Raw genomic sequence first — 25713 nt, 5'->3', positions numbered from 1 at the left:
TTTTATAGATTACTGAGGGCACCAATTGCAGTTGCAAAAATACCCAAAATACTTGCTACTAACATGATAAGTACGATAAGCAAGGTTAATTTCTCAAACATCGTTTTTTTACGTTTTCCATTATCTCCAAATGCCATTTTTTTCTCCTTCGTTACATTCTATTTTCTATTATCTTAGCATGAATTCAGCTAGTTTTCAATAGTCACTTGCTACCGGCGCAATAATCCATAAAATGATATAAGCTACAATTCCTGCCCCATAACAGCAAGCAAGAACACCCCATATTACGCGAACGATAGTTGGATCCATATCAAGATAATGGGCCACTCCGGCACAAACACCCGCAATCTTTTTATCAAGACCACTTCTCATTAATTGTTTTTTCATGGCTGTTCCTCTTTCTATTCCTCATGGTCTTTCCAATAATCTCTTATGCTGATTAACTGCGTTTTTGAAGCCTTCAGCATGCGTCTAGAGCCTTTTACGGGCACAGCGACCACCTTTTGCGGAAGATACAAAACTGTCTTAAAGATACGCTGACTGACCGTATCATCTTTGGCTAAATCTTTCTGGAAGTTATTTGAAATGATGGCATCCAGATAAAACTCATGCACTCGTTTTCCAAAGTTCTCAGCTGAAATCTCGTACAACTTCTCTGATAAGGTATGCTCATCCATATCTGGCGTTGCAATCAGGGCCTCCAGAATAGCTCCAGCTAAATCATGTTCACCGTAATACAAGGTTCCAAACATTTTATCATTGATCAGGTTGTCCAGATAAGGATTTCCATGTGCAATGACTGGTGTTCCACTAGCCAAGCTTTCCAAGTAGGTCAAACCTTGCGTTTCACTTGTCGATGCCGAGATGAAGAAATCCGCCGCCTTATAGTAAAGTGCCGTCTCACTAGGAGCAATCATGCCAGTAAAGATAACTGTGTCTTGAATCTCTAGTTTCTTGGCTTGGTCTTTGAGGTCATCCAGAAAAGGGCCGTCCCCAGCTACCACCAGTTTAACCTTGTCTTCTTCTTTCAGAACTTCTGCAAAGGCTACTAGTACTGCTTGAATATTTTTTTCATAGGAAATTCTGGAAAGACTAAGCAACATCTGTTCATCATCTTGAATTCCTAATTTACTACGTAGTTCTTTTAGATTTTCTTGCTTGATTTCCGGACGCTCAAACTTAGCTAATTCAATCCCAGTTGGAATGACCCGTTTTTCCACCTTAACCTTATAGTCAGATAGCAAATCACGGACAATCTCACTCGGGCAAATAACCCCATCCACATCGTGTAAAAAACCTCTAACCAGATACTTAACCATACTAGGACGAATCAGCATCCCCTTAGCAATATAATGCACATAGTCTTCGTACTGGGTGTGATAGGTATGGATGACTGGAATTTTTAATTCACGCGCAATCCAAATTCCCAACAAGCCGAGAGAAAATTCAGTCTGAGTATGGATAATATCTAACTGATACTGTTTGGCAATTTCAAGTGCCTTGCTGAAACCTCGGTAGGCAAAGCGGCGATCTTTAAATGCAAAGAAGGGAACACTTGGAATGCGGATAATTTGCCAATCTTCATAACGATTGACATCCTTATCTGTCGTCGTAAAGATAAAAACAGCGTGCCCTTGCTTTTCAAGTTCTGTTTTCAAGGTTCGAATACTGGTCGCAACACCTGAAACCTGAGGAAAATAGGTATCTGTAAATAAACCAATTCGCATAGATTACCTCACTTTTTACTTTCTCCCTAAAGCGGCTTGTTTCTCATAAAAGTCCAACCAGATTTGTAACAGATGCTCTTCTGAATACTCTCTAGAAATATTCTTAGCTTTTTCTTTCAAATCTTTTAAAGCAGCAGGATTCGCTTGATATTCCAGAATAGCTTCTTTCATCTCTTCTCTATCTGCTGTCGCCCGATAATTCCCCTCCAAAATCACCTTATAAAGATCTAAATCACGCAACATAATCGGAGCTTCACAACTGGCAGCCTCTAAAATAGTCATCGGAAAGAGTTCATTGTAACTAGGCAACAAGAAAAGGTCCGCTAGGACATACAATTCGCGCATCCGCTCTGGCGATACAATACCTGGAAAAATCAAATTTTTAGGGGGATTCTCCATGATTTTCTTGTAGCGTTCATAACCATCTGTCATACCACCAAAAGAGAAACCACCAGCCCAGATAAAGGTAATCTGAGGCAATTCCTCAGCCAGACGGATAAAATCATCAATCCCTTTGCGTTTCTGAACTTGACCAGCACCTACTACGATAAACTGATTGTCACTAAGACCTAGCTCTGTACGCAGTCTCGCTACCTCTTCCTGTGGAAGAGGATGCCATTTTTCCTTGTTTACAAAGTTAGGAATATAGGTCACTTTTTCACGTGGAATACCAGCTGCCACCAAATCCTCGATAAACATAGGATTGACCACCACCAAGTGCTCCATCCGGTTGTAAAAAGAAAATACATAGCGTTTCACAATTCCCTTTAAGAAAAATGGAATTTTCAAACTCCCCTCAAGTGTATCAGGCAAGAAGTGCACATAGCCAATTTTCCTTCCTGAGCGTTTCTTCTGGAATGTCGATAAATAATAGGGGAAATCAATCGTATGAAAGTGAGTCACGTCTGCCTCAATTGGAAGATTTTCTGTAACAATCAATTGGTCCTTGGCATCACGGTGAAGAAGACGAACTAATTCACGGTAAGCACCTGAAACTCCTTGTCCTGCTACTTTCTCACTTGAACTCAACATATTGATGCGTAATTTCTTTTTTTCCATAACTACTATTATATCATTTTCTTTGAATAAAATCAGCAAAAGAAAGGAGAGACTAGAGGAAAAGAGGGGGAAATTTCCTCATTTTCCAATGGTCTCTCACATGTTTTTATAGGTTTACTTAATGCCTAGGGCAATGCGTGCATAGCGACTCATTTTTTCAACTGTCCAGGCTGGATACCAAACCAATTTAACTTCAGTATCCGTTACTTCTGGAACCTCTGTCATAGCATCATAAATCTGGTCTGTCAAAAGATCTGCCAGGGGACAACCCATGGTTGTCAAAGTCATATCAATCTCTGTTTGTCCTGTGTCGCCGTCAAAACGAATCTCATAGATCAAACCAAGATTGACAATATCGATTCCCAACTCAGGGTCAATAACTTCTTCCAAGGCTGATAAAATTCGTGTTTTGATGTTTTCAATTTGCTCTTCTGTATAAGCCATATTCATCCTCACTCTTAGTCTTCAATAAAATCACGAAGCGGTTTGCTGCGACTTGGTTGGCGTAGTTTTCTCAAAGCCTTTGCTTCAATCTGACGAATACGCTCACGGGTTACGTTAAAGACTTTACCCACATCTTCAAGGGTACGCATTTTTCCATCATCTAATCCAAAACGTAGACGCAAAACATTTTCTTCACGGTCTGTAAGAGTATCCAAGACCTCATCCAACTGCTCACGCAAGACGATACGAGTTGTATAGTCTACTGGATTTTCAATCACTTCATCTTCGATAAAGTCTCCAAGGTGGCTATCATCCTCTTCACCGATAGGAGTTTCAAGAGATACTGGTTCTTGGGCAATCTTCAAGATTTCACGAACCTTATCAGGAGTCATATCCATTTTCTCGGCAATTTGTTCTGGTGTTGGATCTTGTCCCAATTCTTGAAGGAGATTACGCTGTTCACGAACAAGCTTGTTAATCGTTTCAACCATGTGAACTGGGATACGAATAGTACGAGCTTGATCCGCAATAGCACGAGTGATAGCCTGACGAATCCACCAAGTTGCGTAAGTTGAAAACTTGAACCCTTTAGAATAGTCAAACTTGTCAACCGCCTTCATCAAGCCCATGTTCCCTTCTTGAATCAAATCCAGAAACTGCATACCACGGCCGACATAGCGTTTAGCAATAGAAACAACCAAACGAAGGTTGGCTTCCGCAAGACGTTGTTTGGCTTCGATATCACCCGCTTCAACAGCTAGTGCCAATTCTTTTTCCTCTTCATTGGTCAAGAGAGGAACGACTCCGATTTCTTTCAAGTACATACGAACAGGGTCATTGACCTTAGCAGAAGTTGATCCAATCAAATCCTCATCGCTGAGTTCTGGTTCTTCTTCATTGCTAAGAACACGTGCACTTGGGTTCCCTTCATTATCTGTGATTGAAATCCCTGCATCCTGAATTCGTTGCAAGAGATCTTCAATCCCATCAGCATCCAAGGTAAAAGGAATCACCAGACTTGCATTAATTTCATCATCAGTTGCTGTCCCTTTTTGTTTATGATTACGGATAAATTCTGCTACTTGTACATCAAATGTTGTTACTTCTTTTTGTTTTGTTGCCATTATTACTCCATTCTTCTCTTTTGGGAAATTAAACGTTCCAATTCTTCTAGGGCTGTATCGGTATCTCCTACATGGCTAGCTTCCTGCACCTTCTTTTTAATTCTCATATTGTCCTGATTCAAGAGAGCCTTGTTTCGAGTCGCCTCTACTTCACTGAGTTCCTGCGGTGACATCTCAGCAGGTAAATCCTGAGCTAAGACTTGATACCAAGCTCTTTCAACTTCCTCTGTCTGCTCTGCTAAAACTTCTGGAGGAAGATTTCCATACTGGCCAAGTAAGTCATATAAAACCTGAAATTCAGTAGTGTCAAATGCAAAATCTTCTCGCAAACGGTAATCGTTCAAAACAAGAGGAGATTCCATCATTCGATAAAGTAGATGGGCTTCTGCCCTCATAATAGCCGATAACTGCTTGGTGACAGGCATGGTGATTGGCGTCGGTCTGGAAATTCCTTCCAGACGATTCTGCCTTTGTTCCTGACGACTCTCATTCACAATCTGCTCAATCTGGGCATAATCAAAGGATGCCAGACTGTCAGCTAAAATATGAATATAACTGTTTTGAGCAGTAATAGACTTTTCTTGAACAATCAAGGGAGCTATTTTTTCAATAAACTCAATCTGAGCCTGCAGATTTTCACTATTTTCAGGCTTGTACTGGTGAATGTAAAACTCAATCGGACTAATACGAGTTTTCGTTAACAGATAGGCCAAGTCTTCTGGTCCATTTTTTTGTAGATACTCATCTGGATCCAAGTTATCAGGCATACTAACGATTTGCACAGGCATATCGCCAATTTCATCTAAGGCTTTCAATGTCGCAGCTTGCCCAGCCTTATCGCCATCGTAAACAAGAACCAACTTCTTGGTTAATCTTTTCAGATGCTCAACATGCTCACGACTTAAAGCTGTTCCCATAGAGGCTACAGCATTTTCAATTCCAGCCCGATAGGCTGCAATGACATCCATGAATCCTTCCATGAGGTAAATCTCACTGGCTTTACCAGAAGATTTTTTTGCCCTATCCATATGATATAATTCGTAACTTTTGTTAAAAATTGCAGTCGATCGGCTATTTTTATACTTAGAAGTTTGTGAATCCGTTTTCTGCCAGATACGACCTGAGAAGGCAATAACCTTTCCCTGATCATTGGTCAAGGGAAACATAATTCGATTGTGAAAGGTGTCTACAAATTGATTAGCATCCGAGAGATAAAACAGTCCTGAATCCAGGAAATCCTCTTCACGATACTGACCAGACAAACGTTTATAAAGATAGTTTCGTTCTGGAGGTGCTAAACCAATCCGAAAATGCTTGAGCACTTCATCTGTCAAACCACGCTGATAGAGGTAGTTTCTGGCCTCCTCCCCCATGGTCGTTGTCATAAGAATAGCGTGATAAAATTTAGCTGCATCTTCGTGCATATCATAAAGAGCCTGGTGGGGCGAAGCTGGCTTCTGCTCACTATAAAGCGATTTTTCCACCTCTATCCCAACACGCTGACCTAAGATTTGGACAGCCTCCATAAAGGGAACCCCTTGGTACTCCTCGATGAATTTAAAGACATCACCTGAGCGACCACAACCAAAACAGTGATAAAACTGCTTATCCTCTACAACGTTGAAAGAAGGTGTTTTTTCACCATGAAAAGGACAGAGCCCTAGATAGTTCCGTCCTGCCTTTTGTAAAGAAATCACATCTCCTATGACTTCCACAATGTTGGCATTGTTTTTGATTTCTTCAATGACTTGTTTGTCAACCATACACAATACCTCCATGTTATCATAGTTTACTTTATATAGTATACTTTATTTCAGAAAAAAAGTAAACCATTTCACTCGTTTTCCCTACTTTATTCAAAGAGTTGATAATAATCAGAGATTTTCATTTTTGCTTTTTCTTCTTGGTTCAAATCTTGGATAATTCGTCCTTCTTTCATGACAATCAAACGATTACCATATTTGAGAGCATCTTCCATATGGTGGGTAATCATAAGCGCTGTCAGCTGATCTTTCTTGACAAACTCATCCGTCAATTCCATCAAGGCCACACTGGTCTTTGGATCCAGGGCTGCAGTATGCTCGTCTAGCAAGAGTAATTCGGGACGCTTCAAGGTTGCCATCAAGAGACTCAGAGCCTGTCTTTGACCACCTGATAAAAACTCAATCGGTGTATTCAAATGTTTCTCAAGACCATTTCCTACTTTTTCAATAGTCGTCTGAAACTCATCCTTATAGCTAGCCAAACGCCTTGGTAACAATCCACGCTTTTCACCACGAAACTTAGCAATCAAGAGATTTTCAGCCACTGTCATACGAGGAGCTGTCCCCATCTTGGGATCTTGGAAAACACGAGATAGATACTTGGCACGCTTCTCTGGTGAAAACTTGGTTACATCTTCACCCAAAATACGAATTGTCCCACTGGTTAAGGATAAGGTTCCTGCAATAGTGTTAAAGAGAGTCGATTTCCCAGCACCATTTCCACCTAAAATCGTGATGAAATCCTGTTCAAAAATTTCTAATGAAACATCATTTAAAATAATCTTTTCTTCATCAAAGCCATTTTTAACGACTTTGGTTGCATTTTTTAATTCTACAATTGCTGTCATTTGCTTAATTTGGCTCCTTTCAAGATTGTTTGCTTAAATGTTGGAATCATGAGGCAGACTGCTAAAATCACGGCGCTGTACAAACGAAGGTAACTTGTATTAAATCCAAGCGCAATAACTGCCCACACTAAGAATTGATAGGCAATAGAACCCACAACGATGGCAACCAGACGCTCTGCCAAGCTCAAACTCTTGAAAATAACTTCTCCAATAATCAAACTTGCAAGACCTACAACGATAACCCCGATTCCTCGAGACACATCAGCATACCCTTCTTGCTGAGCAATGAGGGCACCTGCAAGGGCAATCACACCATTTGATAAGACCAAGCCCATGAGCTCCATGCGTCCAGTATGAATCCCGAAACTTCTAGCCATATCAGGATTGTCACCTGTAGCAATATAGGCTTGTCCTAGTTTGGTATCCAAGAAAAAGAGCATGAGAGCAATAACAAGACTGACAAAGATGAGACCTGTCAAGAGTTGGTTCAAATCTGAATCAAAAGGCAAAACATCCTGGATTTGCTTGGTTCCAAGCAATCCTAAATTTGCACGTCCCATAATCAAGAGCATGATAGAGTGACAGGAAGTCATCACCAAAATCCCTGAGAGCAAGGTTGGGATCTTCCCTTTTGTATAAAGAAGTCCTGCTGCCATTCCAGCCAAACAACCTGCTCCTACAGCAACAAGAGTCGCTAAAAATGGGTTCACTCCTTTGGTTATCAAAGTGACAGCAACAGCTCCCCCAAGAGGGAAGGAACCTTCTGTTGTCATATCTGGAAAGTTCAAAATCCTAAATGTCATAAAGATCCCCAGACCTAAAATAGCCCAGACAAATCCTTGAGAAATAATAGATAATATCATCTGTTTCTTAACCTTTTCTATATGATTTCTATTGTAAAAAATTGGAGGAGATGTCCCCAACTCCTCCATTACAGATTATTCAATCACTTGTCCCGCTTCTTTTAGAACAGAATCAGGAATCGTAATACCTAGCTCTTGTGCCAATTTTTTGTTGATAACTGACTTACCAGTTGAAAAGACATTAACTGGAGTATCGGCTGGTTTTGCACCTTTCAAGACTTGCGCAATCATTTTACCAGTTGCCACACCAAGGTCATGTTGGTCAACTACAACTGATGCCAAACCACCTGCTTCTACCATGGCAGTTGCGCTTGGATAGATTGGCTTTTTAGCTGATTGATTGCTTGATACAACTGTTGAAAATGCAGATGCAATGGTGTTATCGATTGGAATCCAGATAGCATCAACCTTGCTAGTCATAACGTTAACTGTTGAAGCAATTTCATTTGTTGAAGGAACAGCAAATGTTTCGACTGTCAAACCTGCTTTTTCAGCATAAGCCTTAAATTCTTCTACCTGAGTTTTGGAATTATCTTCACTACTTGAGTAAAGAGCTCCAATTGTTTTCACATTTGGTGTCAAAGCTTTGATGAGTTCAACTTGTTGTTGAGCGGGATTGTGGTCAGATACCCCTGTAATGTTGCCACCTGGTTTTTTCAAATCTTTGACCAAGTTAGCTCCGATTGGGTCTGTAATAGCAGCCATGATAACCGGTAGATCTTTTGTGGCACTAGCTAAACCTTGAGCAGCTGGTGTTGCAATACCAACCACAAGGTCATTCCCATTTGCAACCAATTGTTTACTCATTGTCGCAACCTTACTTTGGTCACCTTCTGAGTTCATAAAATCGATTTTAACTTGATCATCTTTATATCCTTCTTCTGCAAGTCCATCTTGGATCCCTTTATAAATCAAATCAAGAGATGGATGGCTCACAAACTGAAGAACACCAACTTTGGCAACTTTCTTCTCATTCTTAGCTTCTGGTTTATTCATTGAAGAATAAATCAAGCTTCCTGCTACTAAGACTGCTAAGGCAGCGATAATTCCAATTAAACGTTTATTTTTCATTCTATTTCTCCTTTTTATTCCTTTAAAATACTTCACTTATCTAATACTCTTCGAAAATCTCTTCAAACCACGTCAGCTTCACCTTACCGTAGCTATGGTTACTGACTTCGTCAGTTCTATCCACAACCTCAAAGCAGTGCTTTGAGCAACCTGCGGCTAGCTTCCTAGTTTGCTTTTTGATTTTCATTGAGTATAAACAATTGACGCCATCGTTTTCTTTCCATACTAACCTCCATCAAAAAAGTCCTCACACAAAAAAACTTGTGTGAGGACGTCGATGCGCGGTACCACCTCAATTATAGGGAATTTCCCTATCGCTCTGTCTCGCAATAACGAGATGCACTGTAAGGTGTGCTCACCGAATTTTTATGATTTCAAATTCTAAATAACATTCAGCCCAATTTTCATCATCATCACTTATCTGTTTTCAGCTACCACAGACTCTCTAAAAAGTTTATATGATTACTTTTCTGAATGGTTAAATTATATCATTTTTCAACTACTTGTCAAGACTCTTTTAGCATTTTTTTAAACTATTCAAAAACTTCCCCTATAGAAAAGAGGAAGTTTGATAGGTATCAGCCTGAATTACGCAATCCTGTCGCAATTCCGTTGATGGTTGTATGGATTAATTTTTCTTGATCGCTTGATAATTCTCCTCGGCGTTGACGTTTAATCAACTCCAACTGGATATAGTTGAGAATATTAAAGTAAGGCATACGGTAATCCAAACTTGCTTTTAGATATGGATTTTCAGCCAAGAGTTCATCATAACCTTCGATAGCCAAGATAACTTCCTTGGTGACTTGCCATTCATTTAGAATAGTCTCATAGATTGCTTTTACTTCTTCATCCTCACACAGTTTGGCATATTCAAAAGCAATATTCATATTTGATTTTGACAAGACCATGTCGACATTTGAAAGAAGCGATTGGAAGAAAGGCCAATTTTGGTACATATCTCGTAGGATAGCGATATTCTCTGGATTTTTATCGATAAATTCCTTGAAGCTTGAACCAACCCCATACCAGCCAGGGAACATGACGCGACTTTGCGACCATGAGAATACCCAAGGGATAGCTCGCAAACCACCAATTTCAGTAATAGTCTTACGAGCGGCTGGACGAGAACCAATATTAAAGCTTGAAATAGCCTTGATTGGACTTGACTCGAAGAAATAATCATAGAAATGGTCATTACCAAAGACCAAATCACGGTAGATATCGTAACTACGGTCCACCACTTGGTCCATAATAGCTTCATAACGATTGGATGTATTCGTATCACTCTTCTTCTGAGTAATCATACGGTTAATGGCTGCAGATACTAACATTTCAAGGTTATAGTAAGCTGCGTCTTTATTACCGTATTTATTGCCAATTACTTCACCCTGCTCCGTCAAACGGATACGATCCTTGATTGACTTGAGCGGTTGAGATGTGATGGCTTCATAGGTTGGTCCACCACCACGACCGACAGTCCCACCACGGCCATGGAAGAAGGTAACCTTAACGCCAAATTCATCTCCAATAGCAGTCAATTGTTGTTGAGCCTTGTAGAGGGTCCAACATGATGATAGATAGCCACCATCTTTATTACTATCAGAGTAACCAAGCATGATTTCTTGGTAGTTATTACGTGAAGCAATCCATTTCTTGGCAAGAGGAAGTGAAAGATATTCTCTCATGGTTTCTTCTGAGTGGTCCAAGTCCTCAATTGTTTCAAAGAGAGGAACGATTTGGACACGAGCTCTTTCTTTATCAACTAACCCTACTTCTTTTAGCAAGATAGCCAATTCCAACATGTCAGATACGCTAGTTGCATGTGAAATAATTGTCTGGCGAATGACATCATCTCCCAACTTATCTTTCAACTTACGGGCAGCCTTAAAGATTGCTAATTCTTTTTCAAGTAACTCTGATTTTTCAACATGAGTGGCAGAAAGAATACGTGGATCTTCTTCTAATTCTTTCAAGAGAAGCTGGCATTTTTCTTCTTCACTTAGTTCACTATAATGCGAATGAATACCAGCTGATTTCAAGAGTTCGGCTACACAAGCTTCATGAACACTAGAATCTTGACGCATGTCAATAGATGCCAAATAGAAACCAAAAATTTCAACTGCCTGAATTAACTCAACAAAATCACCAGAAATCAGTGCTTCGCCCTTATTTTCTAAAAGGGAATCACGAATAGTAATTAAATCCTTATAAAAATCATTAGCTGTTTCATAGCGAGCCCCAACTTCCTTATCCTCAATCAGATAGGTTTTTGTTGCTTGGATTTTTGATTGAATATCAAATAAGGCACGGCGGTAAAGCTCTTTTTCACGGTAGATCGAGTTATCCTTGGATTGACGAGCCATTTCTCTGACTTGCTTGCTCACATTGACAATACTGGTTGAGAGAGAGAACTCACGATAAAGTTGGTAAATCTTTTCATCATAGTAGTTCATGATGACTTCACACTGAGTCATAGCAGATTGTTTCAAGGTATCTGCTGTAACAAAAGGATTCCCATCACGGTCTCCACCAATCCACATACCCATGGTAATTGGTTTAGGATGTTTCAACTCCAAGCCATGTTTTTTAGCCAGACGCTTGTACTCAGCAGTCAAATGAGGAACTGCCTTCAAAAATGAACTATTGTAATATTCCATAACATTCGTGATTTCATTGGTTACTTTCAATTTCTTTTCACGAATCATGTCTGTCTGCATGATAATCTCAATGTAACGACGGAGATCATTATGCCATTTTTCCTTATTAATCAAGCCTAATTTCACATCACGATACTTACGCAAGAGGGTATGGATATGGTTAGTCAAATCCAGCATACTCTTACGTTGTACTTGTGTTGGATGGGCAGTCAAAACAGGGACAACATTCAAGTGTTCTAGAATTTCAACCGCATTTTCTTTTTCTGCAACCATTTTAATCGTTGCCGATAATTTCCCAAGATAATCTTGATCAATATTATTTTGGTGGTTGATTTCATAGGCCAAATCTACATCTTCTGAAATATTAATCAAGAGAGGCAAGATAGAGAAATAGCGTGAAATATAAGCCATTTCATCATTTGACAGACTCGTAACCAGTTGGTTCAAGCCTTGATAATCTTCTTGAGTTGATAATTCTTTCAACTCCATGATTTTTGCAAAAGTCTCTGGGGCAAGCATATTTTTAGTGATATCTTCTAACAATTCTGTTAAAATCAATACTTCTTCTTGTACGACAGCTTTATTACTATAGTTTTCTAATTTTTGAAGAGACATAGGTAATCCTTTCCACTCTCAGCTCTACATATAGTTTGATGAGTGAGCTTCTAACTCCTCATATAATTGGGCACGTTTTTCACTTGCATCAATATTTAAGACAAAGGCGATGGCTACAGACAAGACTAGGAGACTGTTCCCTCCTTGCGATAAGAAGGGGAAGGTTACTCCTGTCGAGGGAATAATACCAGAAATTCCACCGATATTGACAAAGACCTGTACCAACATCATCCCCCCAACCCCAATCGCCATCATAGAATTAAAGGGATTCTTAGCACGAATTCCTACTAGGATAATTCGCAAAATCAGGAAAAAGACAAGTGCCAAAATCAAACTGGCTCCCACAAATCCAAACTCTTCAATGACAATTGAAAATACAAAGTCTGTATGGGCCTCTGGTAAATAACCACGTTTTTCTATTGAATTTCCTAAGCCTAAACCAAACCATCCACCATTTACCATAGCAAAGTAGGAATTTGCAAGTTGGTGACCAGCTCCTGCCAAATCAGCAAAGGGATTAAAGTAGGCACTGAAACGCTTGGCCACGTAACCAAATACTGGAACTTTTGAAAACTTATCAACCCCAATTACAGAAATAGCTGATAGAGATAGGGCTGAAACTCCAAACAATACACCGATAAAGACTATAAACCAACGATGAGCAATCCCACTAACTGTATACATAATCAAGGCGACCAGCGCTAGGATTGTAGCATTCCCCAAATCTGGGAAAATAGCCAAACTTCCTATCATTACCAAGAGGACAAAACGCCAATCATTAAAAGCTCGAGGAATCCATTGATTTTGAGTTAAAACTTGAAAATCGTAAATACCAATTTCATCCTGTTGTTTTGAAAAACGTTGGGCCAAGTACCAGACGATGATAATCTTCAAATACTCAGCTGGCTGAATGGTCAAAGGTCCTACTGAAATCCAACCATAGGCTCCATTGACTGGCGTACCAATTAAGCGAGCCAGAGCTAAGAGAATCAACTCAACAAACATAACAATAAATAAAAGTCGTTCTTTTCTTAAAAAATTCAGTTTCAGCTTATATATCAAGGCAATTAATATTAAACTAAATATCCAAAACATTCCCTGACTTCGAACCAATTGGAGGGCACTTTTACCTTCTTCGATAAGAATGGCACTGGTTGTAGAATAGACTACAATCAAACCCAAAATAGATAAAAGTAAGTAAGGAACTAGAATAGAATAGTTTAACAGGTGCCTCTTACTAATCTTCATAGTATCACCAATCTAATGAGAACAAAAGAAATTATTCCCAAATTTCGTTTATTTTCTAGTTTTGATTGCTATTATACCATTTTTTCCGAAAGAAAAAAACTCTTACCCTTAAGATAGAAGATTTTCTCATAAGAAAAAGAGCACTTGGCTCTTTTCTGTTTTATTCTTTTGAAGAACTGCTTGAGCTTGAATCTCCACCACCGATGTATTGAGTGAAGATATTTTGGAAGGCCTGGTCTTTAACCTTGATATTGGCTGCTTGCAATTCTTTTCCGATAACACTTTGAACAAATGAAGCGTCATTTTGTTTTTGAGTTAAGATAACAGTTTTTAATTTTTCTTTGTAGTCGTCAATATTAGATGATTTTTCTGTTTTCTTAATCAGTTTAACAATGTAATATTGACTGCTGTAGGCTTGTGTTCCAGTAACGCTAATCACATCAGAAACACCATTTACATCTAAAGCAAAAGCTGCTTTTTTAACTTGATCTGGTACTTCTGTCGAAGCAGAATCAAAGGTGATCTCTCCACCGTTCGCTTTGGTTTTCTCATCAGTTGAATTATCTTTGGCTAATTGAGCAAAGTCTGCATCACTAGCTTTGGCTTTTTCAAGAATTTCTTTAGCTTTGTCTTCATTGTCCAGACGGATGATTTGAGCCGTTACATCTGGAGTGTATTCATCAAATGCTTTCTTATAGGCATCATCTGTCAATTCAGCTTCTGCTGCCTTCTTAACTGCCAACTCAACCAATTTACTTGTACGAATTTGAGCTTTACGTGTTTCAAGAGTCATTCCTGCTTGTGACAAGACACGTTGGTAGTTCTCACCATATTGCTTCTCTTCTTCGGCAATAGTATCGTTGACTTCTTTGTCATCTACTTCTGAACCGTATTGTTTCTCAAATACTTTTTGGATGGTCAGGTTCAACAACACTTGTTGAGCTGAAGGATTGCTTTTCACTTGCTCATAAAATTGATGTTCTGTGATGACATCCCCTTTCATGCTGATGAGATCTGCTCCTTCTGAACCTTTCGAACAAGCTGCTAAAGTTGCTACTGATAATAGTGTAATGGCACCTGCCAATAGTTTTTTCTTCATGTCTACTCCTTTGAGATAAGTGTTACCCTATCTATTTTACTATATTTTCTTAAATTTTTCTGAAAATCATTCGCTGTCAGGTAATTGAACATCTGCTACATTTTTACGAAGCATGAGGATGCCGTCACCCAGAGGTACTAATGTTGCGGTGAGGCCTGGATTATCTAAGGTTGCATCAAATAGTCTTTGAAGTCCTCTGTAAATCGTTCGCTGACCTCGACGAACTTCCATAATGTCCTTGGCAACATCACCACCTTGAAAAATATCATCCAAGACAACCACACCACCGACTTTCAAATGTTTGAGGATTTCTGGCAGAAAGACGATATATTTAGACTTAGCAGAATCCATAAAGACGAAATCATAGGACTCTGTCAAGGTAGATAAGACATCTACCGCATCTCCTTCTAGGAGCGTAATTTGCTTGCGACTGTCAAACTGGGCGAAATTTTCCTTGGCAAATCCAATCATCTCTGGATTGCGGTCAATGGTTGTAATCTTGGCCTTTGGCGCATGTTCTGCCATCAAGAGGGCTGAAAAACCGATAGCCGTCCCAATTTCCAGAATATTTTTAGGCTGCATTGTTTCCATGAGAAAACGGAAATAAGCTACCGTTTCATGGGGAATAATGGGAATATTTTCCTTGCGGGCAAAGTCTTCCAATTCTTTCAAAGATCCTGTGACTTGCTTTTGGCGCTGACGCATCAAGTCTACAATTTCTTCCTTGACGACAGGACGACGCATGTTATGGTTAGCATTTTTACTATACGATTCAACCATCTTATGCCAATCCCAATTTTTCAACAAGGGCTTCAAACTCATTCAAACGACGTTCAAAGACTGCAAAGGCATCGTTGAGATAGTCTTCCTTCTCCATATCAACACCAGCTTTTCTCATGACATTAAGTGGATAGTCAGACTTACCTGCCTTGAGATAGTCGATATAGCGGTCACGGTCTTCTTGACTACCATGGACAATCTTTTCAGCCAGAGCTGAGGCTGCTGCAAAGCCAGTTGAATATTGGTATACATAGTAGTTATAGTAGAAGTGTGGAATGCGAGCCCACTCGTATTGGATTTCAGGATTGTCTTCCTTACTCAAACCATAATACTCTTGGTTCAAGTCTGCGTAGAGTTTATTTAGGAAATCACTTGTCAAGACTTCACCATTTTGATCCGCTTGGTGAATCGCGTGTTCAAACTCAGCAAATTGAGTTTGGCGGAAAACTGTTCCACGGAAACCATCTAGGAAGTTATTGAGAATAGCAAAGCGCGTTGCATCATCTTCCACTTCTTCCAATAATTTCTCCGTCAAGATATTTTCATTGGTAGTTGATGCAATCTCAGCCAAGAAGATAGAATAATCTCCGTAAACATAAGGCTGAGTTTCACGAGTATAGCTTGAATGCATACTGTGACCTGTTTCATGAACAAGGGTGAAGAGATTGTCTAGATTGTCCTGCCAGTTGAGAAGCATGAAGGCATTGGTATCGTAAGAACCACCAGAGTAGGCTCCTGAACGCTTGCCTTGGTTTTCGTAAACATCAATCCAACGCTCGCTGAAGGCACGTTTAACACGGCTCAAGTAATCCTCACCCAAGACTGCCAAGGCATCTTCTGCTTTTTTCAAGGCTTCTTGGTAGGTAAAACTATATTCAACAGATGAAAGTGGTGTGTAGACATCGTACATCTTGAGGTCTGAAATTCCCAAGATTTTTGAACGAAGGTTAAGATAGCGATGCAAGAGTGGCAAATGCTTGCGAACTGCTGCTACCAAATTGTCATAAACACTCTCTGGAACAAAATTGGCTGCTAGGGCTGCATGACGAGCGCTCTTGTAGTTGCGAACTTTGGCACGGTAGTTTTGCACCTTAACATTGGTTTGCAAGGTTTTGGCATAGGTGTGTTGGAATTGTTGATAAGTCGCATAAAGGGCTTGATAGGCACCACGACGAACCTCACGATTTTTAGACTCCATCAAACGTGTGTAAGTCCCATGAGATAGCTGAACTTCCTTACCATCATCGTCAAGAACATAGGGGAACACAATATCCGCATTGTCCAAGATAGCGAAGGTTTCACTTGCCGAACCAAAGATTTCCCCAGCTCCAGCCAATAATTCTTCTTCGCGTTGTGAAAGAACGTGATCCTTGCCTTGCAAAAGCTTGTCAAAATAGTGTTGATAAACCTGCAATTTTGGCTGAGCTTCTAAAAAGTCAGCATACTGCTCTTCACTAATCTCCATAAATTCAGGTTCATAGAATGAAAAGGCTTGGTCTAGCTGGCTATAGAGAGTCATGGCCTTGGCATAGTACTCTTGGTACTTGGCTTCACGTGTGTCTTGGTCATTCTTCATATGAGCATAAACGTAAAGCTTCTCCATTTGGCGTTCCATTTCAAGAGAAAATTCAGTAATTTCGAGTAGACTATCCGCACTATCCAGGAGATGGCCTTCATACTGGGCTACTGTCTCCAATTGTTCTGTTATATCTTTTAAGGCTTCTTCCCAAGCCTGGTCAGTTGGGTAGATCGTTGATAGATCCCATGTATCTTTTTCATTTATTTCATGTCTTTGTAATACCATTAGATTCCTCCATCCTTTCTATTCTACCATATTTTTTAAGAAATATTGCTGATAAAAGGCTGGTGGATAGAGCATTTGCCAATCATTTTGAGGATTTTCTTGATAATAGGTTTGAAAATACAGATAATAGCGAATCAAATCTTGCTCAATTTGGCAAAAATTACCTACTAGTGGTCGAATTTGTGGATACCATTCTTTTAGCCCATAAGTCAGGAGATTTTCTCCCTTTTGATAGGCTTCTGCTTGTTCTTTCATCCAAATGGGATTTTGATAGTACAGTTGTTGCCGGATATAACGACAGATGTCCTTGTCCTGAGAAACTGTAAAATGAGATATTTTTTGTTTCTTATAGGGAAAACGTAATATCTCCAGTAAACTACCGTGACCATAGGGAAATTCCTTAATCTGATAATGGAGTTTACCTCGGAGATCCTGGTGGATGAGATATTTAAGCCTTAAAACCTGTTTTTCCTTGTCTACTTCCCAAACATAAAAGCCCATGTTTTGACTGAAATAGAGAAAACCTTGTTGTAGACGAGTCAAACGCTCCTTGAGCCACAGTTTTTTTCCCAGCAACCACAGTACTTGGTAACCCTGACTACGATAGCCCTCGCTACGCTCTTTAAGAACTTTTTGAGGCAAGGGACTACATTGAACCTCTAAAGCTAGATTGCCATTTACAAATACATCCGCAATCTGTTTAAGCTCTGGAAGCAGGTATTCTAATTGCACCTCGGCCTCTTTTTTCAACCAGTGATAAAGGACTTCCTTATTTTCCAGATGTTCTGGACTTTCATTTTCAGAGGAAAAATCACAGTCTTTTAAGGTTTTGTGGGCAAAATGGATCCGGACACTTGGTCCTTGACGCAAACGGAGCTGACCTCCACAAGCTGGGCAGGTGTATGCTTGCTTCTCAAGCTTATCCTCTAACACATTTACCAATTCTCCCCTAGAATCTCTCGCAACAAACATGATTTCCCTCCTTTTCTATATTATTCGTAAAAAAGAAAAAAGATCAGGAAAATTCCTAATCTTCATCACTCTATAATTTTAGAGTTGCAAGCGACTTTCAAGAGCTTGTGTCAACACTTCAGAATAGTTCACTTTCTCACGATCTGCAAGTCTGACTAGCCACTCTGGAACCGTAACATTTTTTCGAATCGCTTTATTATTCTTTACGAAAGGCAAGGGATTGACCTGAATCAAAGTCACAAATCCATCGGGAGCTTTCAACTCAGCAATGTCACTAGGAGTAGGCAGAGGCAGTCCTTCATCAATATAAGAAGCTAAAACACTCTCAAGCATTTCCCGAGCATTTTTCATTGCAAGTTCAATCGTTGCTCCTTCAGTCCCGCCTCCAAATTCCGGAAATTCGATCCAATACCCAGTGCCTTCTCTATGAAAAATAGCAGGATAAGATTTTAGCATAATACACCTCCACAATTTCCAAATCAACTATAATCCCAAATCTTTTAATATTTTTCTCTCTAAACCTTTTCCTAGATCCTCATTACCGTGAACTGGAATAGTGACAAGATAGGGAACCCCTTCTTTCTTAAAATGATGATGACTTCCTCTCTTACGAACTTCAATCCATCCATTTGCAAGAGCTAATTTTACCATTTCCTTACCTGTGATTGGCATTTATGGTCACCTTTCTATCTAAAATTATACTTATAATGCGTATTTTTGTCAATTCTTCTATCTTATCTATTCGTAAAAAAGAAAAAAGATCAGGAAATTTCCTAATCTTTATTCATGCTTATTTAATTTTTTTAGCTAGCATGGTCGCAAATCGTAGTTGAATACGATTGCCATTCTCATCACGACGGTGAAGATGGCCTGGATTTTCATTGTACTTAACCAATTCCCAGTCCTTGTAATAGTCTGCCAGTTCCCCTTCCTTAAAAGTAAATGGGAAGTTCACTGAGCAAGGATAGTCCTCCGTATCCATGGCACAAACGATAAGATTGTAGCCACCAACAGTGGTTTTATCCTGCATATTTTTGATAATTGCAGGAATGCGGTCCGCTTGTAGAAACATGAGAACAACAGTTGATACGATAAAATCATATTCTTGCCCAATGCTGGCTGAATTGATATCGTAGAGACCAACAGGCATGTCCAAATCTTCTTGCTCCACAATGCTTTGCAAGATTTCAAGAGATAATTCATTTTGATCTACAGCTGTCACATCAAAACCTTGCTGGGCTAGAAAGAGTGCATTACGGCCTTGACCACAGCCCAAATCTAAGGCTTTCCCTGGTTTTACTGTCTGCATAGCCTCTAAGACCTCTGAATGAACCCGATTGGTATTGTATTTTTTAGGGAAATAATCCTCAGGTTTACAATAAAATTCCAAATACCATTCCACATCGTCTGTTACAGCCTCCACTCGGTGCCAGGCTTGTGGTTGTGCCATGGGATTCTCAGCCCCTGCTTCAAAGAGGTGCTCAGCTAAAACCTCACCATATTCTGTCAATTCAATAAACTTGAGAGTTCCCTTCAAAACAGTAATTTTCCCCCAAGTCCCAACCTTGGTATTGTGCTTTTGCTGAACCGCCTCTGGCATGGTCTCTTTAGTCCACAGTGGCATGCGTTTGTAGGCAACTAGTTTTTCCATTTTCATTCCTCTTTTTATCGCTGGTTGACAGCTTTCATAACACGCGCGATGTCGCGGTTTTGCTCACGTCGTTTGATAGACTCCCGTTTATCATAGTCATGCTTCCCTTTAGCTAAACCTAAAAGGAGTTTAGCGTAACCATCTTTGATATAGACTTTAAGGGGAACCAGGGTCATTCCTGTTCCTTTAGTCTCTTGTTCTAATTTTTGGATTTGTTTCTTATGGAGCAGGAGTTTACGACGACGTTCTGGTTCTTGGTTCCAGATATTGCCCTCTTCGTAAGGAGCAATATGAACATTGCTCAACCAGACCTCCCCATTTTTTACTTGGGCAAAGCCATCCTTGAGATTGATTCGAGCAGCTCGTACACTCTTGATTTCAGTTCCTGTCAGGACCATCCCTGCCTCTAACGTATCTACGATAGTATAGTCGTGGCGCGCCTTTTTATTTTGTGCGACGACCTTTCCCTCGCCCTTTGCCATGCTTGGCTCCTTTCTTAGCTACTTCCTTGTAAAAAGGTTTCTTGCCCTTTTTCTTCTTGTCTTTTTGTGAATGCTTGCGCTTATCATTTGAGCGTCCTGATTTTCTCTTATCTTCCTTCTTATCTGAACGACGATTTGAACCACGCCCTCTGTCTTTGCGATCAGCTTGTTTCAAGCCTTTCTCAATCACATCAAACTCACTTGGGATATATGAGAAGTCAATTTCACCCGTCATCTTGTCGGCTCTTTCAACGCGAATGCGAATCTGCTGACCTACACGGAAAGTTGTTCCTGATTTCTCTCCACGAAGGGTTAAATCACGCTCATTGAAATGGTAAAACTCAGGTAGATTTGTGATGTGAATCAAGCCTTCAACTGTGTTCGGCAGTTCGACAAAGAGACCGAATTTGACAATACTTGATACAACTGCATCGTATTCTTCACCCACGTATTCTTCCATGTACTCAGCCTTTTTCATGGCTTCTACTTCACGCTCAGCCTCGATGGCACGACGCTCACGGTTGGAAGACTGGGTCGCAATCTCTGGAATCACTTGCTCAAAATGCTCTGCTATTTCCTTAGAACGGCCGTAATCCCGAATCATACGGTGAACAAGAAGGTCTGGATAACGACGAATCGGACTGGTAAAGTGAGTGTAATAATCAGCTGCTAGACCATAATGCCCGTGATTGTGCTCTGAATAGCGAGCCTGCTGCATGGAACGAAGAAGCATCATGGACAATACATCTGCATAAGGTTCTCCCTCAACAGTACGCATGATTTCTTGAAGCGCCTCCTGGCTAATCTCACTGGCAGTCCCATAAATGCGCAAGCCAAAGCTCGAAGCATAATCAATAAACTTCTGAACTTTTTCAGCCTTAGGCTCTTCGTGAATTCGATAGATGAAAGGCAAATCCAGCTTGCTGAAATGCTCGGCAACTGTTTCGTTGGCCATCAACATGAAGGACTCAATCATGCGCTCGGCAATGCCACGCTGACGAAGAACGATATCAACAGGCTTACCTTGTTTATCAACCAAAATCTTGGCTTCATTGGTATCGAAATTGAGTGCTCCACGTTTCACACGCATGTTTTCTAGAGTTTCATGGAGCTTGGCCATGAGTTTGATACTTGGAACAATTTTCTGATATTCTTGTCTCTTTTCCTCGTCGCCAGCTAGGATATCATTGACATCACTATAGGTCATACGGAAGCTTGTCTTGATAACAGTTTGTGTGATAGTGTAGTTGACCACACGGCCATGTTTATCAATCTCCATAATGGCAGATTGGGTCAGGCGGTCAACTTGGGGGTTGAGGGAGCAAATGCCATTTGACAAACGCTCTGGGAGCATTGGGACCACACGGTCTGTCACATAAACAGAAGTCGCGCGGTTAAGAGCTTCCCTATCAAGGGCTGAACCCTCAGTCACATAGTAGGAAACATCTGCGATGTGAACCCCAAGCTCCAGATTTCCATTTTTCAAGGCCTTGATATGCACTGCATCATCCAAGTCCTTGGCATCCGCACCGTCAATGGTAAAGGTAATCTCATCTCTCAAGTCCAGACGGTCTTCCATATCCTTATGAGACGGAGCATCAGGCACACTTTCTGCTTCCTTGACAACAGCCTCTGGAAATTCTGAGACAATGTCCATAGACTCCAAAACCTCAAGGACATCAATTCCGACATCCGTTGAATGCCCAACAACATCAAGTACACTAGCAACAAAGAAATCATGTTTCTTGCTTGGGTATTTGTCGATAAAGACCTTGAGAACTTCCGTCCCTTCTAGTTTAAGGGCTGGTTTCTTAACATAGATTGGTTGGCTGATTTTCTGATTTTTCGAACGAATGTAGCCTGCATACTTAGGTTTTTCCTGATCCAGAACGATTTGACCGACAACGGTTGTCAAACTGTGCTCTAGGATATCAATAATTTTGGCTTCTGCTGCTGTTCCCTTATTGCGGTCAGCGACTTTCTTGATGACGATCTCAACGGTATCGCCATCAATAGCATAGTTAACATCGTTTTTTCCTACAAAAAGGTCGTCCTCTTCCCCTTCCAGACTGACAAAACCAAAGCCATTTTTATGAGCATGAAAAATCCCCTTGAGGGTAATCTCATGTTTTTTCTTGACTTCCAAAGTCAGACTGCCATCTTCCTCAAAGCGTATCTGGTGCTTTCTTTCCATTAGGGACAAGGTTTTAATCAACTCACGAAAATCCTTGGACCCATCTTTTCCCAAAGCTTGAGCCAAGTCATTGACAGTTACCTTTCCCTTGTCTTGTAAATATTCTTTTATTCTATCTTTCATATTTTCTTTCTAGATTTTTTAATTTTCTTTTACTGCAAAACCTTCTTAAACATCCTTTAAAAATAAAAAGAGGCAAAGACCTAGTCTTGCCCATTATTTTCTTATCTACTTGATAATACCGTCAATGCTAAGGCAATGGCTAGCCAGAAAAAGACTAAAATCCCTGTCAAACGCTGCATTACAGCTTCAAAACCGCGTGCTTTACTGCGTTCAAACAAATCACCTGAGCTGGCATCAAATACATTGCTGGATTGGTTTTTGGTTGGTTGCATGAAAATCGCAATCACAATCACAACAGATAATACTAATAAAATGGTTAATAATAGGTTATACATATCAAACTCCTTAAAATCCTTATTATTTTACCATAAAATCTACTTAGATTCAAGATGTAGGGTTACTTTTCTTTCCTTGGGACAATACTTTAAAACCTCGATCTTGTCTGGATGGGTTTTTGAATTTTTACTAGTTAGGTAATTGATACTGCCACAAGAGGAGCATTTGAGATTAATTTTTACTCGCACTAGATTTCCTTTACTTTTAATAATGTTCGAAATTGAAGCAGGTTAAAGAGACAACTAAAGGCAACACAAAGGCTTGTCGCATAAAAGACAGCATGGTAGCCAAATTGGACTGCTACTGCAGAACCTGCCATGGGACCAACGACACCTCCCAGATAAAAGAATACCTGATTGAAGGCAAAGACCCTCGAAATGCCGGCTTTTGGAGTCATTTTGCTGAGAAGGGCATTGACACCAGGTATCAGCGCACCGGTTCCCAAGCCAAAGAGGAAACGATAGAGTCCTAGTTGAAGGGGGCTAGAGGCATTGGCACAGAGAAGATAGATGATAACTGAATAAAACTGGGCAACAACCAAGAGACGATGATTGCCCACCTTGTCACCTAGCTTACCCATGACTCCTGCACTCATCATGCTGGAAAAGCCCATGCTGGACACAATCAAACCAGAGACAAAAAGAAGATTCTCTGTCTGCCCTAAGTCGCGTACATAAAGAGCCAAAATAGGGCCGATCGATTGGGCTGAAAATTGGATGACAAAACTAGTTAGAAAGAGATTGACCAAAAGATAGGGATATTTAACCGAGGTAAATAATTCCTTTGTTGGAATAGCCTTTTCCTTGGCTACTGGTTGAAAATCTTCCTTGATAAAGCAAATAGTCAAAATAGCAGCTAAAAACAGAAAACTACCAACCAGTAAGAAAACTGTACGAATACCAAATAATTCTGCAATAAAGCCACCAATAAAGGGGCCAGTTAGAGTGCCTGCAACTACGCCAGTAGACAAAGTACCTAAGGCAGAGCCTGATTTCTCCTTGGGAGCCTGACTGGCTATCAAGGCCGTTGCATTGGGAACAAATCCTGCAAATACACCGTTTAATAAACGAAGAAAGATTAACCAATAGATATTTGGGACAAAGGCCAAGCCTCCCATAGTGATCGTCATGGCAAGACCAGCCCGAATCATCATGGGTTTTCGACCGTATTTGTCGGCAAGGATTCCCCAGATAGGAGAAAAGAGCGCCGCGGAAATAGCAGAGACAGAAATAGCTAAGCCTGCATAAAAAGCAGCTTGCTCACTCCCAACACCTAGATTTTCCACAAAAATGGGCATAAAGGGCACAACCAAAGAAATACTAGCTCCAGTCAGAAAATTACCAAACCAGGCAATGCGCAGATTATCCTTCCAGTTAATCTCTGTCATCTTGCTTACCTCCCTCGAGAAGGATATGCACTTGAGTAAGAAGCTGGTCCAGATTTCCATTGTTATCTAAAACATGACTAGCCAAATCTTTCTTTTTCTCTAAAGGCCACTGGGCTGCCAGACGAGACTCAGCTTCATCCTTGGATAGCTGATCCCTTTTCATTAATCGTTCCACTTGGATATTCCGATCCACATAGACCAACCACGTCTCATCAAACCAAGCGTTGTAGTCTTGTTCAAAAAGCAGGGGTATATCCATGAAAAAAATCTCTTCTGTCTGAGCCAACTGGTCTCTCAAAGTAGCCAGTTCTTCACGGATAATCTCTCCTTGGATTCGTTTAGACCATTCCCGTTCATCAGGATTTGAAAAGATGAGACTAGCTAGGAGAGGGCGATCGAGTTCTCCATTTTCTAGGATGATTTCTTGACCAAAATGCTGAACTAGAGCCTCAAACAGACGACCACCAGGTTTCTGTAGTTGGTGGACGACTGCATCGGCATCCACCACTTGAAAACCTTGCTGTCTTAGAAAATTTGTCACAGTTGACTTACCCGAGGCAATTCCTCCTGTGATTCCGATGATTTTTCCCATCAGTCCCTCCTTTGACAGCTTGGACAAAAGTGGGTGCCTCGTCCGCCTAGTTGGATTTTTTCAATCACAATGCCACAGCGTACACATTCTTGACCAGCCTTGTCATAGACCTGATGAAAATCCTGCATGGTTCCATCTTCCCCAAAGGCATTGGTATAAGTCCGAATGGTAGAACCACCTTTTTCAACAGCCTGTCCCAATACAGCAATTGTCTGGTCATGAATAGCTGTCGCTTCTGCTGCTGTCAAAGTCTGGGAAGGCCTAGCTGGATGAACCTGAGCTCGCCAGAGGACCTCATCCACATAGATATTGCCAAGTCCAGCCACCAAGGTCTGGTCTAGGAGATGGGACTTGATAGGCTTTTTAGACTGAGCTAGAGCTACTTGAAAGACCTGTAAATCAAAGTCTTGTTCGCTTGGTTCAGGACCTAATTTCTTAGAAATAAAATAAGCTTCCAAGAGGCCAGGAGACAAGAGTTCCATAGTACCAAACTTGCGTACATCCTCATAAACAAGCGTGCCACCATCCTCAAACTGGAAGAAAAGATGGGCATGCTTGCGTTCAGGAACCTGGTCTGGATAGTAAAAATACTTGCCCTCCATCCGCAGATGGGAAATCAAGACCTTGTCTGTCAGGTAAAAAAGCAAATATTTGCCACGACGTCCCATTGACTCAACAACTTGACCAGGTACTTCCTTTCGAAACTCGTCCAAATCCGTTTTAATCATCTTGGGATAGCGAATTTCTATACTCGAAATTTTCTTTCCCAAAATCAATTTTTCTAAGCCACGACGAACGGTTTCAACCTCAGGTAATTCAGGCATAAGTCCTCCTTCTGTAAAAACAAGAAGCAGGCATGAGCCCACCTCTA

General features: G+C 40.5%; 26 protein-coding genes and 1 other annotated feature. All 26 genes read right to left on the bottom strand.

The annotated features are described in order from the left end of the window. Nucleotides 1–2: 2 nt before the first annotated feature. Nucleotides 3–137: a DUF4044 domain-containing protein gene (locus M1G05_RS02375; protein ID WP_000863852.1), complete on the bottom strand. Its 135-nt coding sequence runs from the start codon at nucleotides 135–137 to the stop codon at nucleotides 3–5. Nucleotides 138–195: 58 nt separating this feature from the next. After that, complete coding sequence (locus tag M1G05_RS02370; protein ID WP_247953314.1) at nucleotides 196–372, bottom strand: PspC domain-containing protein; 177 nt, start codon at nucleotides 370–372, stop codon at nucleotides 196–198. Nucleotides 373–401: 29 nt separating this feature from the next. Next, nucleotides 402–1727: a glycosyltransferase family 4 protein gene (locus M1G05_RS02365; protein ID WP_078238350.1), complete on the bottom strand. Its 1326-nt coding sequence runs from the start codon at nucleotides 1725–1727 to the stop codon at nucleotides 402–404. Nucleotides 1728–1742: 15 nt separating this feature from the next. After that, nucleotides 1743–2786 (bottom strand): alpha-galactosylglucosyldiacylglycerol synthase, encoded by a 1044-nt coding sequence (gene cpoA, locus M1G05_RS02360; protein ID WP_045611499.1) that lies wholly within the window; start codon nucleotides 2784–2786, stop codon nucleotides 1743–1745. A 114-nt stretch (nucleotides 2787–2900) separates the two neighbouring features. After that, nucleotides 2901–3230, bottom strand: coding sequence for a metal-sulfur cluster assembly factor (locus tag M1G05_RS02355; protein WP_000331925.1), 330 nt, complete (start codon nucleotides 3228–3230; stop codon nucleotides 2901–2903). Between the two features lie 14 nt (nucleotides 3231–3244). Then, nucleotides 3245–4354, bottom strand: coding sequence for an RNA polymerase sigma factor RpoD (gene rpoD / locus M1G05_RS02350; protein WP_247952998.1), 1110 nt, complete (start codon nucleotides 4352–4354; stop codon nucleotides 3245–3247). 2 nt (nucleotides 4355–4356) lie between these two features. After that, entirely contained in the window at nucleotides 4357–6117 is a 1761-nt protein-coding gene (dnaG, locus tag M1G05_RS02345; RefSeq protein ID WP_247952997.1) for a DNA primase, read from the bottom strand. A gap of 89 nt (nucleotides 6118–6206) precedes the next feature. Beyond that, nucleotides 6207–6965 carry an ABC transporter ATP-binding protein gene (locus M1G05_RS02340; protein WP_247930265.1) on the bottom strand — a complete coding sequence of 253 codons (759 nt, stop codon included), beginning with the start codon at nucleotides 6963–6965 and terminating at the stop codon, nucleotides 6207–6209. After that, nucleotides 6962–7828 (bottom strand): ABC transporter permease, encoded by an 867-nt coding sequence (locus M1G05_RS02335; protein WP_031237057.1) that lies wholly within the window; start codon nucleotides 7826–7828, stop codon nucleotides 6962–6964. Before M1G05_RS02335 ends, M1G05_RS02340 begins: the two co-directional genes overlap by 4 nt. A gap of 75 nt (nucleotides 7829–7903) precedes the next feature. After that, a complete protein-coding gene (gene trpX / locus M1G05_RS02330; protein WP_247952996.1) occupies nucleotides 7904–8899 on the bottom strand; it encodes a tryptophan ABC transporter substrate-binding protein in 996 nt (331 codons plus the stop codon). 264 nt (nucleotides 8900–9163) lie between these two features. Next, nucleotides 9164–9381, bottom strand: a binding site (T-box leader). Between the two features lie 96 nt (nucleotides 9382–9477). Beyond that, nucleotides 9478–12174: a phosphoenolpyruvate carboxylase gene (gene ppc / locus M1G05_RS02325; protein ID WP_033684999.1), complete on the bottom strand. Its 2697-nt coding sequence runs from the start codon at nucleotides 12172–12174 to the stop codon at nucleotides 9478–9480. Between the two features lie 24 nt (nucleotides 12175–12198). Further along, nucleotides 12199–13422 carry a cell division peptidoglycan polymerase FtsW gene (gene ftsW / locus M1G05_RS02320; RefSeq protein WP_049502517.1) on the bottom strand — a complete coding sequence of 408 codons (1224 nt, stop codon included), beginning with the start codon at nucleotides 13420–13422 and terminating at the stop codon, nucleotides 12199–12201. Nucleotides 13423–13582: 160 nt separating this feature from the next. Continuing rightward, on the bottom strand, nucleotides 13583–14521 hold the full coding sequence (prsA, locus tag M1G05_RS02315) for a peptidylprolyl isomerase PrsA (RefSeq protein WP_045611489.1): 939 nt from the start codon (nucleotides 14519–14521) through the stop codon (nucleotides 13583–13585). A 66-nt stretch (nucleotides 14522–14587) separates the two neighbouring features. After that, nucleotides 14588–15301 (bottom strand): O-methyltransferase, encoded by a 714-nt coding sequence (locus M1G05_RS02310; protein ID WP_247952995.1) that lies wholly within the window; start codon nucleotides 15299–15301, stop codon nucleotides 14588–14590. Nucleotide 15302: 1 nt separating this feature from the next. Further along, nucleotides 15303–17105, bottom strand: coding sequence for an oligoendopeptidase F (pepF, locus tag M1G05_RS02305; RefSeq protein ID WP_247952994.1), 1803 nt, complete (start codon nucleotides 17103–17105; stop codon nucleotides 15303–15305). Between the two features lie 18 nt (nucleotides 17106–17123). Then, nucleotides 17124–18077 carry a competence protein CoiA gene (locus M1G05_RS02300; protein ID WP_247952993.1) on the bottom strand — a complete coding sequence of 318 codons (954 nt, stop codon included), beginning with the start codon at nucleotides 18075–18077 and terminating at the stop codon, nucleotides 17124–17126. A gap of 78 nt (nucleotides 18078–18155) precedes the next feature. Further along, complete coding sequence (locus tag M1G05_RS02295; protein ID WP_247952992.1) at nucleotides 18156–18533, bottom strand: type II toxin-antitoxin system HicB family antitoxin; 378 nt, start codon at nucleotides 18531–18533, stop codon at nucleotides 18156–18158. A gap of 27 nt (nucleotides 18534–18560) precedes the next feature. Continuing rightward, complete coding sequence (locus tag M1G05_RS02290) at nucleotides 18561–18749, bottom strand: type II toxin-antitoxin system HicA family toxin (protein ID WP_049491803.1); 189 nt, start codon at nucleotides 18747–18749, stop codon at nucleotides 18561–18563. Between the two features lie 118 nt (nucleotides 18750–18867). Further along, complete coding sequence (gene tehB, locus M1G05_RS02285) at nucleotides 18868–19728, bottom strand: SAM-dependent methyltransferase TehB (protein ID WP_247952991.1); 861 nt, start codon at nucleotides 19726–19728, stop codon at nucleotides 18868–18870. Nucleotides 19729–19742: 14 nt separating this feature from the next. Continuing rightward, nucleotides 19743–20210, bottom strand: a complete 468-nt coding sequence (gene smpB, locus M1G05_RS02280) for an SsrA-binding protein SmpB (RefSeq protein WP_001051750.1) — start codon at nucleotides 20208–20210, stop codon at nucleotides 19743–19745. Then, the gene (rnr, locus tag M1G05_RS02275) at nucleotides 20173–22527 is read right to left on the bottom strand and encodes a ribonuclease R (protein ID WP_247952990.1); all 2355 of its coding nucleotides are present in this window, start codon (nucleotides 22525–22527) and stop codon (nucleotides 20173–20175) included. Before rnr ends, smpB begins: the two co-directional genes overlap by 38 nt. A 101-nt stretch (nucleotides 22528–22628) precedes the next feature. Then, on the bottom strand, nucleotides 22629–22862 hold the full coding sequence (gene secG / locus M1G05_RS02270; RefSeq protein ID WP_000282517.1) for a preprotein translocase subunit SecG: 234 nt from the start codon (nucleotides 22860–22862) through the stop codon (nucleotides 22629–22631). A gap of 39 nt (nucleotides 22863–22901) precedes the next feature. Next, nucleotides 22902–23051: a 50S ribosomal protein L33 gene (rpmG, locus tag M1G05_RS02265; protein ID WP_001809104.1), complete on the bottom strand. Its 150-nt coding sequence runs from the start codon at nucleotides 23049–23051 to the stop codon at nucleotides 22902–22904. Beyond that, a complete protein-coding gene (locus M1G05_RS02260) occupies nucleotides 23051–24250 on the bottom strand; it encodes a multidrug efflux MFS transporter PmrA (RefSeq protein WP_247952989.1) in 1200 nt (399 codons plus the stop codon). Before M1G05_RS02260 ends, rpmG begins: the two co-directional genes overlap by 1 nt. Continuing rightward, nucleotides 24237–24842: a dephospho-CoA kinase gene (gene coaE / locus M1G05_RS02255; RefSeq protein ID WP_247952988.1), complete on the bottom strand. Its 606-nt coding sequence runs from the start codon at nucleotides 24840–24842 to the stop codon at nucleotides 24237–24239. The genes M1G05_RS02260 and coaE overlap by 14 nt, the downstream gene beginning before the upstream one ends. After that, nucleotides 24842–25666: a DNA-formamidopyrimidine glycosylase gene (gene mutM, locus M1G05_RS02250; RefSeq protein WP_247952987.1), complete on the bottom strand. Its 825-nt coding sequence runs from the start codon at nucleotides 25664–25666 to the stop codon at nucleotides 24842–24844. Before mutM ends, coaE begins: the two co-directional genes overlap by 1 nt. Nucleotides 25667–25713 lie beyond the last annotated feature (47 nt).

Origin of the sequence: Streptococcus mitis (assembly GCF_023109515.1) — a bacterium.
Lineage (GTDB): Bacteria > Bacillota > Bacilli > Lactobacillales > Streptococcaceae > Streptococcus > Streptococcus mitis_CS.
The sequence above is the reverse complement of the archived record's forward strand: the minus strand, read 5'-3'. Positions and strand labels throughout refer to the sequence as shown.

Coding starts and splice junctions, on each gene's coding strand:
- pepF (WP_247952994.1), bottom strand. CDS start 17,105: ATGGTATTACAAAGACATGAAATAAATGAAAAAGATACATGGGATCTA.
- M1G05_RS02355 (WP_000331925.1), bottom strand. CDS start 3,230: ATGGCTTATACAGAAGAGCAAATTGAAAACATCAAAACACGAATTTTA.
- rpoD (WP_247952998.1), bottom strand. CDS start 4,354: ATGGCAACAAAACAAAAAGAAGTAACAACATTTGATGTACAAGTAGCA.
- trpX (WP_247952996.1), bottom strand. CDS start 8,899: ATGAAAAATAAACGTTTAATTGGAATTATCGCTGCCTTAGCAGTCTTA.
- ppc (WP_033684999.1), bottom strand. CDS start 12,174: ATGTCTCTTCAAAAATTAGAAAACTATAGTAATAAAGCTGTCGTACAA.
- M1G05_RS02310 (WP_247952995.1), bottom strand. CDS start 15,301: ATGGTTGAATCGTATAGTAAAAATGCTAACCATAACATGCGTCGTCCT.
- mutM (WP_247952987.1), bottom strand. CDS start 25,666: ATGCCTGAATTACCTGAGGTTGAAACCGTTCGTCGTGGCTTAGAAAAA.
- rnr (WP_247952990.1), bottom strand. CDS start 22,527: ATGAAAGATAGAATAAAAGAATATTTACAAGACAAGGGAAAGGTAACT.
- coaE (WP_247952988.1), bottom strand. CDS start 24,842: ATGGGAAAAATCATCGGAATCACAGGAGGAATTGCCTCGGGTAAGTCA.
- M1G05_RS02260 (WP_247952989.1), bottom strand. CDS start 24,250: ATGACAGAGATTAACTGGAAGGATAATCTGCGCATTGCCTGGTTTGGT.
- prsA (WP_045611489.1), bottom strand. CDS start 14,521: ATGAAGAAAAAACTATTGGCAGGTGCCATTACACTATTATCAGTAGCA.
- M1G05_RS02365 (WP_078238350.1), bottom strand. CDS start 1,727: ATGCGAATTGGTTTATTTACAGATACCTATTTTCCTCAGGTTTCAGGT.
- smpB (WP_001051750.1), bottom strand. CDS start 20,210: ATGGCAAAGGGCGAGGGAAAGGTCGTCGCACAAAATAAAAAGGCGCGC.
- secG (WP_000282517.1), bottom strand. CDS start 22,862: ATGTATAACCTATTATTAACCATTTTATTAGTATTATCTGTTGTGATT.
- cpoA (WP_045611499.1), bottom strand. CDS start 2,786: ATGGAAAAAAAGAAATTACGCATCAATATGTTGAGTTCAAGTGAGAAA.
- ftsW (WP_049502517.1), bottom strand. CDS start 13,422: ATGAAGATTAGTAAGAGGCACCTGTTAAACTATTCTATTCTAGTTCCT.
- M1G05_RS02375 (WP_000863852.1), bottom strand. CDS start 137: ATGGCATTTGGAGATAATGGAAAACGTAAAAAAACGATGTTTGAGAAA.
- M1G05_RS02340 (WP_247930265.1), bottom strand. CDS start 6,965: ATGACAGCAATTGTAGAATTAAAAAATGCAACCAAAGTCGTTAAAAAT.
- dnaG (WP_247952997.1), bottom strand. CDS start 6,117: ATGGTTGACAAACAAGTCATTGAAGAAATCAAAAACAATGCCAACATT.
- M1G05_RS02335 (WP_031237057.1), bottom strand. CDS start 7,828: ATGATATTATCTATTATTTCTCAAGGATTTGTCTGGGCTATTTTAGGT.
- M1G05_RS02300 (WP_247952993.1), bottom strand. CDS start 18,077: ATGTTTGTTGCGAGAGATTCTAGGGGAGAATTGGTAAATGTGTTAGAG.
- M1G05_RS02295 (WP_247952992.1), bottom strand. CDS start 18,533: ATGCTAAAATCTTATCCTGCTATTTTTCATAGAGAAGGCACTGGGTAT.
- M1G05_RS02290 (WP_049491803.1), bottom strand. CDS start 18,749: ATGCCAATCACAGGTAAGGAAATGGTAAAATTAGCTCTTGCAAATGGA.
- tehB (WP_247952991.1), bottom strand. CDS start 19,728: ATGGAAAAACTAGTTGCCTACAAACGCATGCCACTGTGGACTAAAGAG.
- M1G05_RS02370 (WP_247953314.1), bottom strand. CDS start 372: ATGAGAAGTGGTCTTGATAAAAAGATTGCGGGTGTTTGTGCCGGAGTG.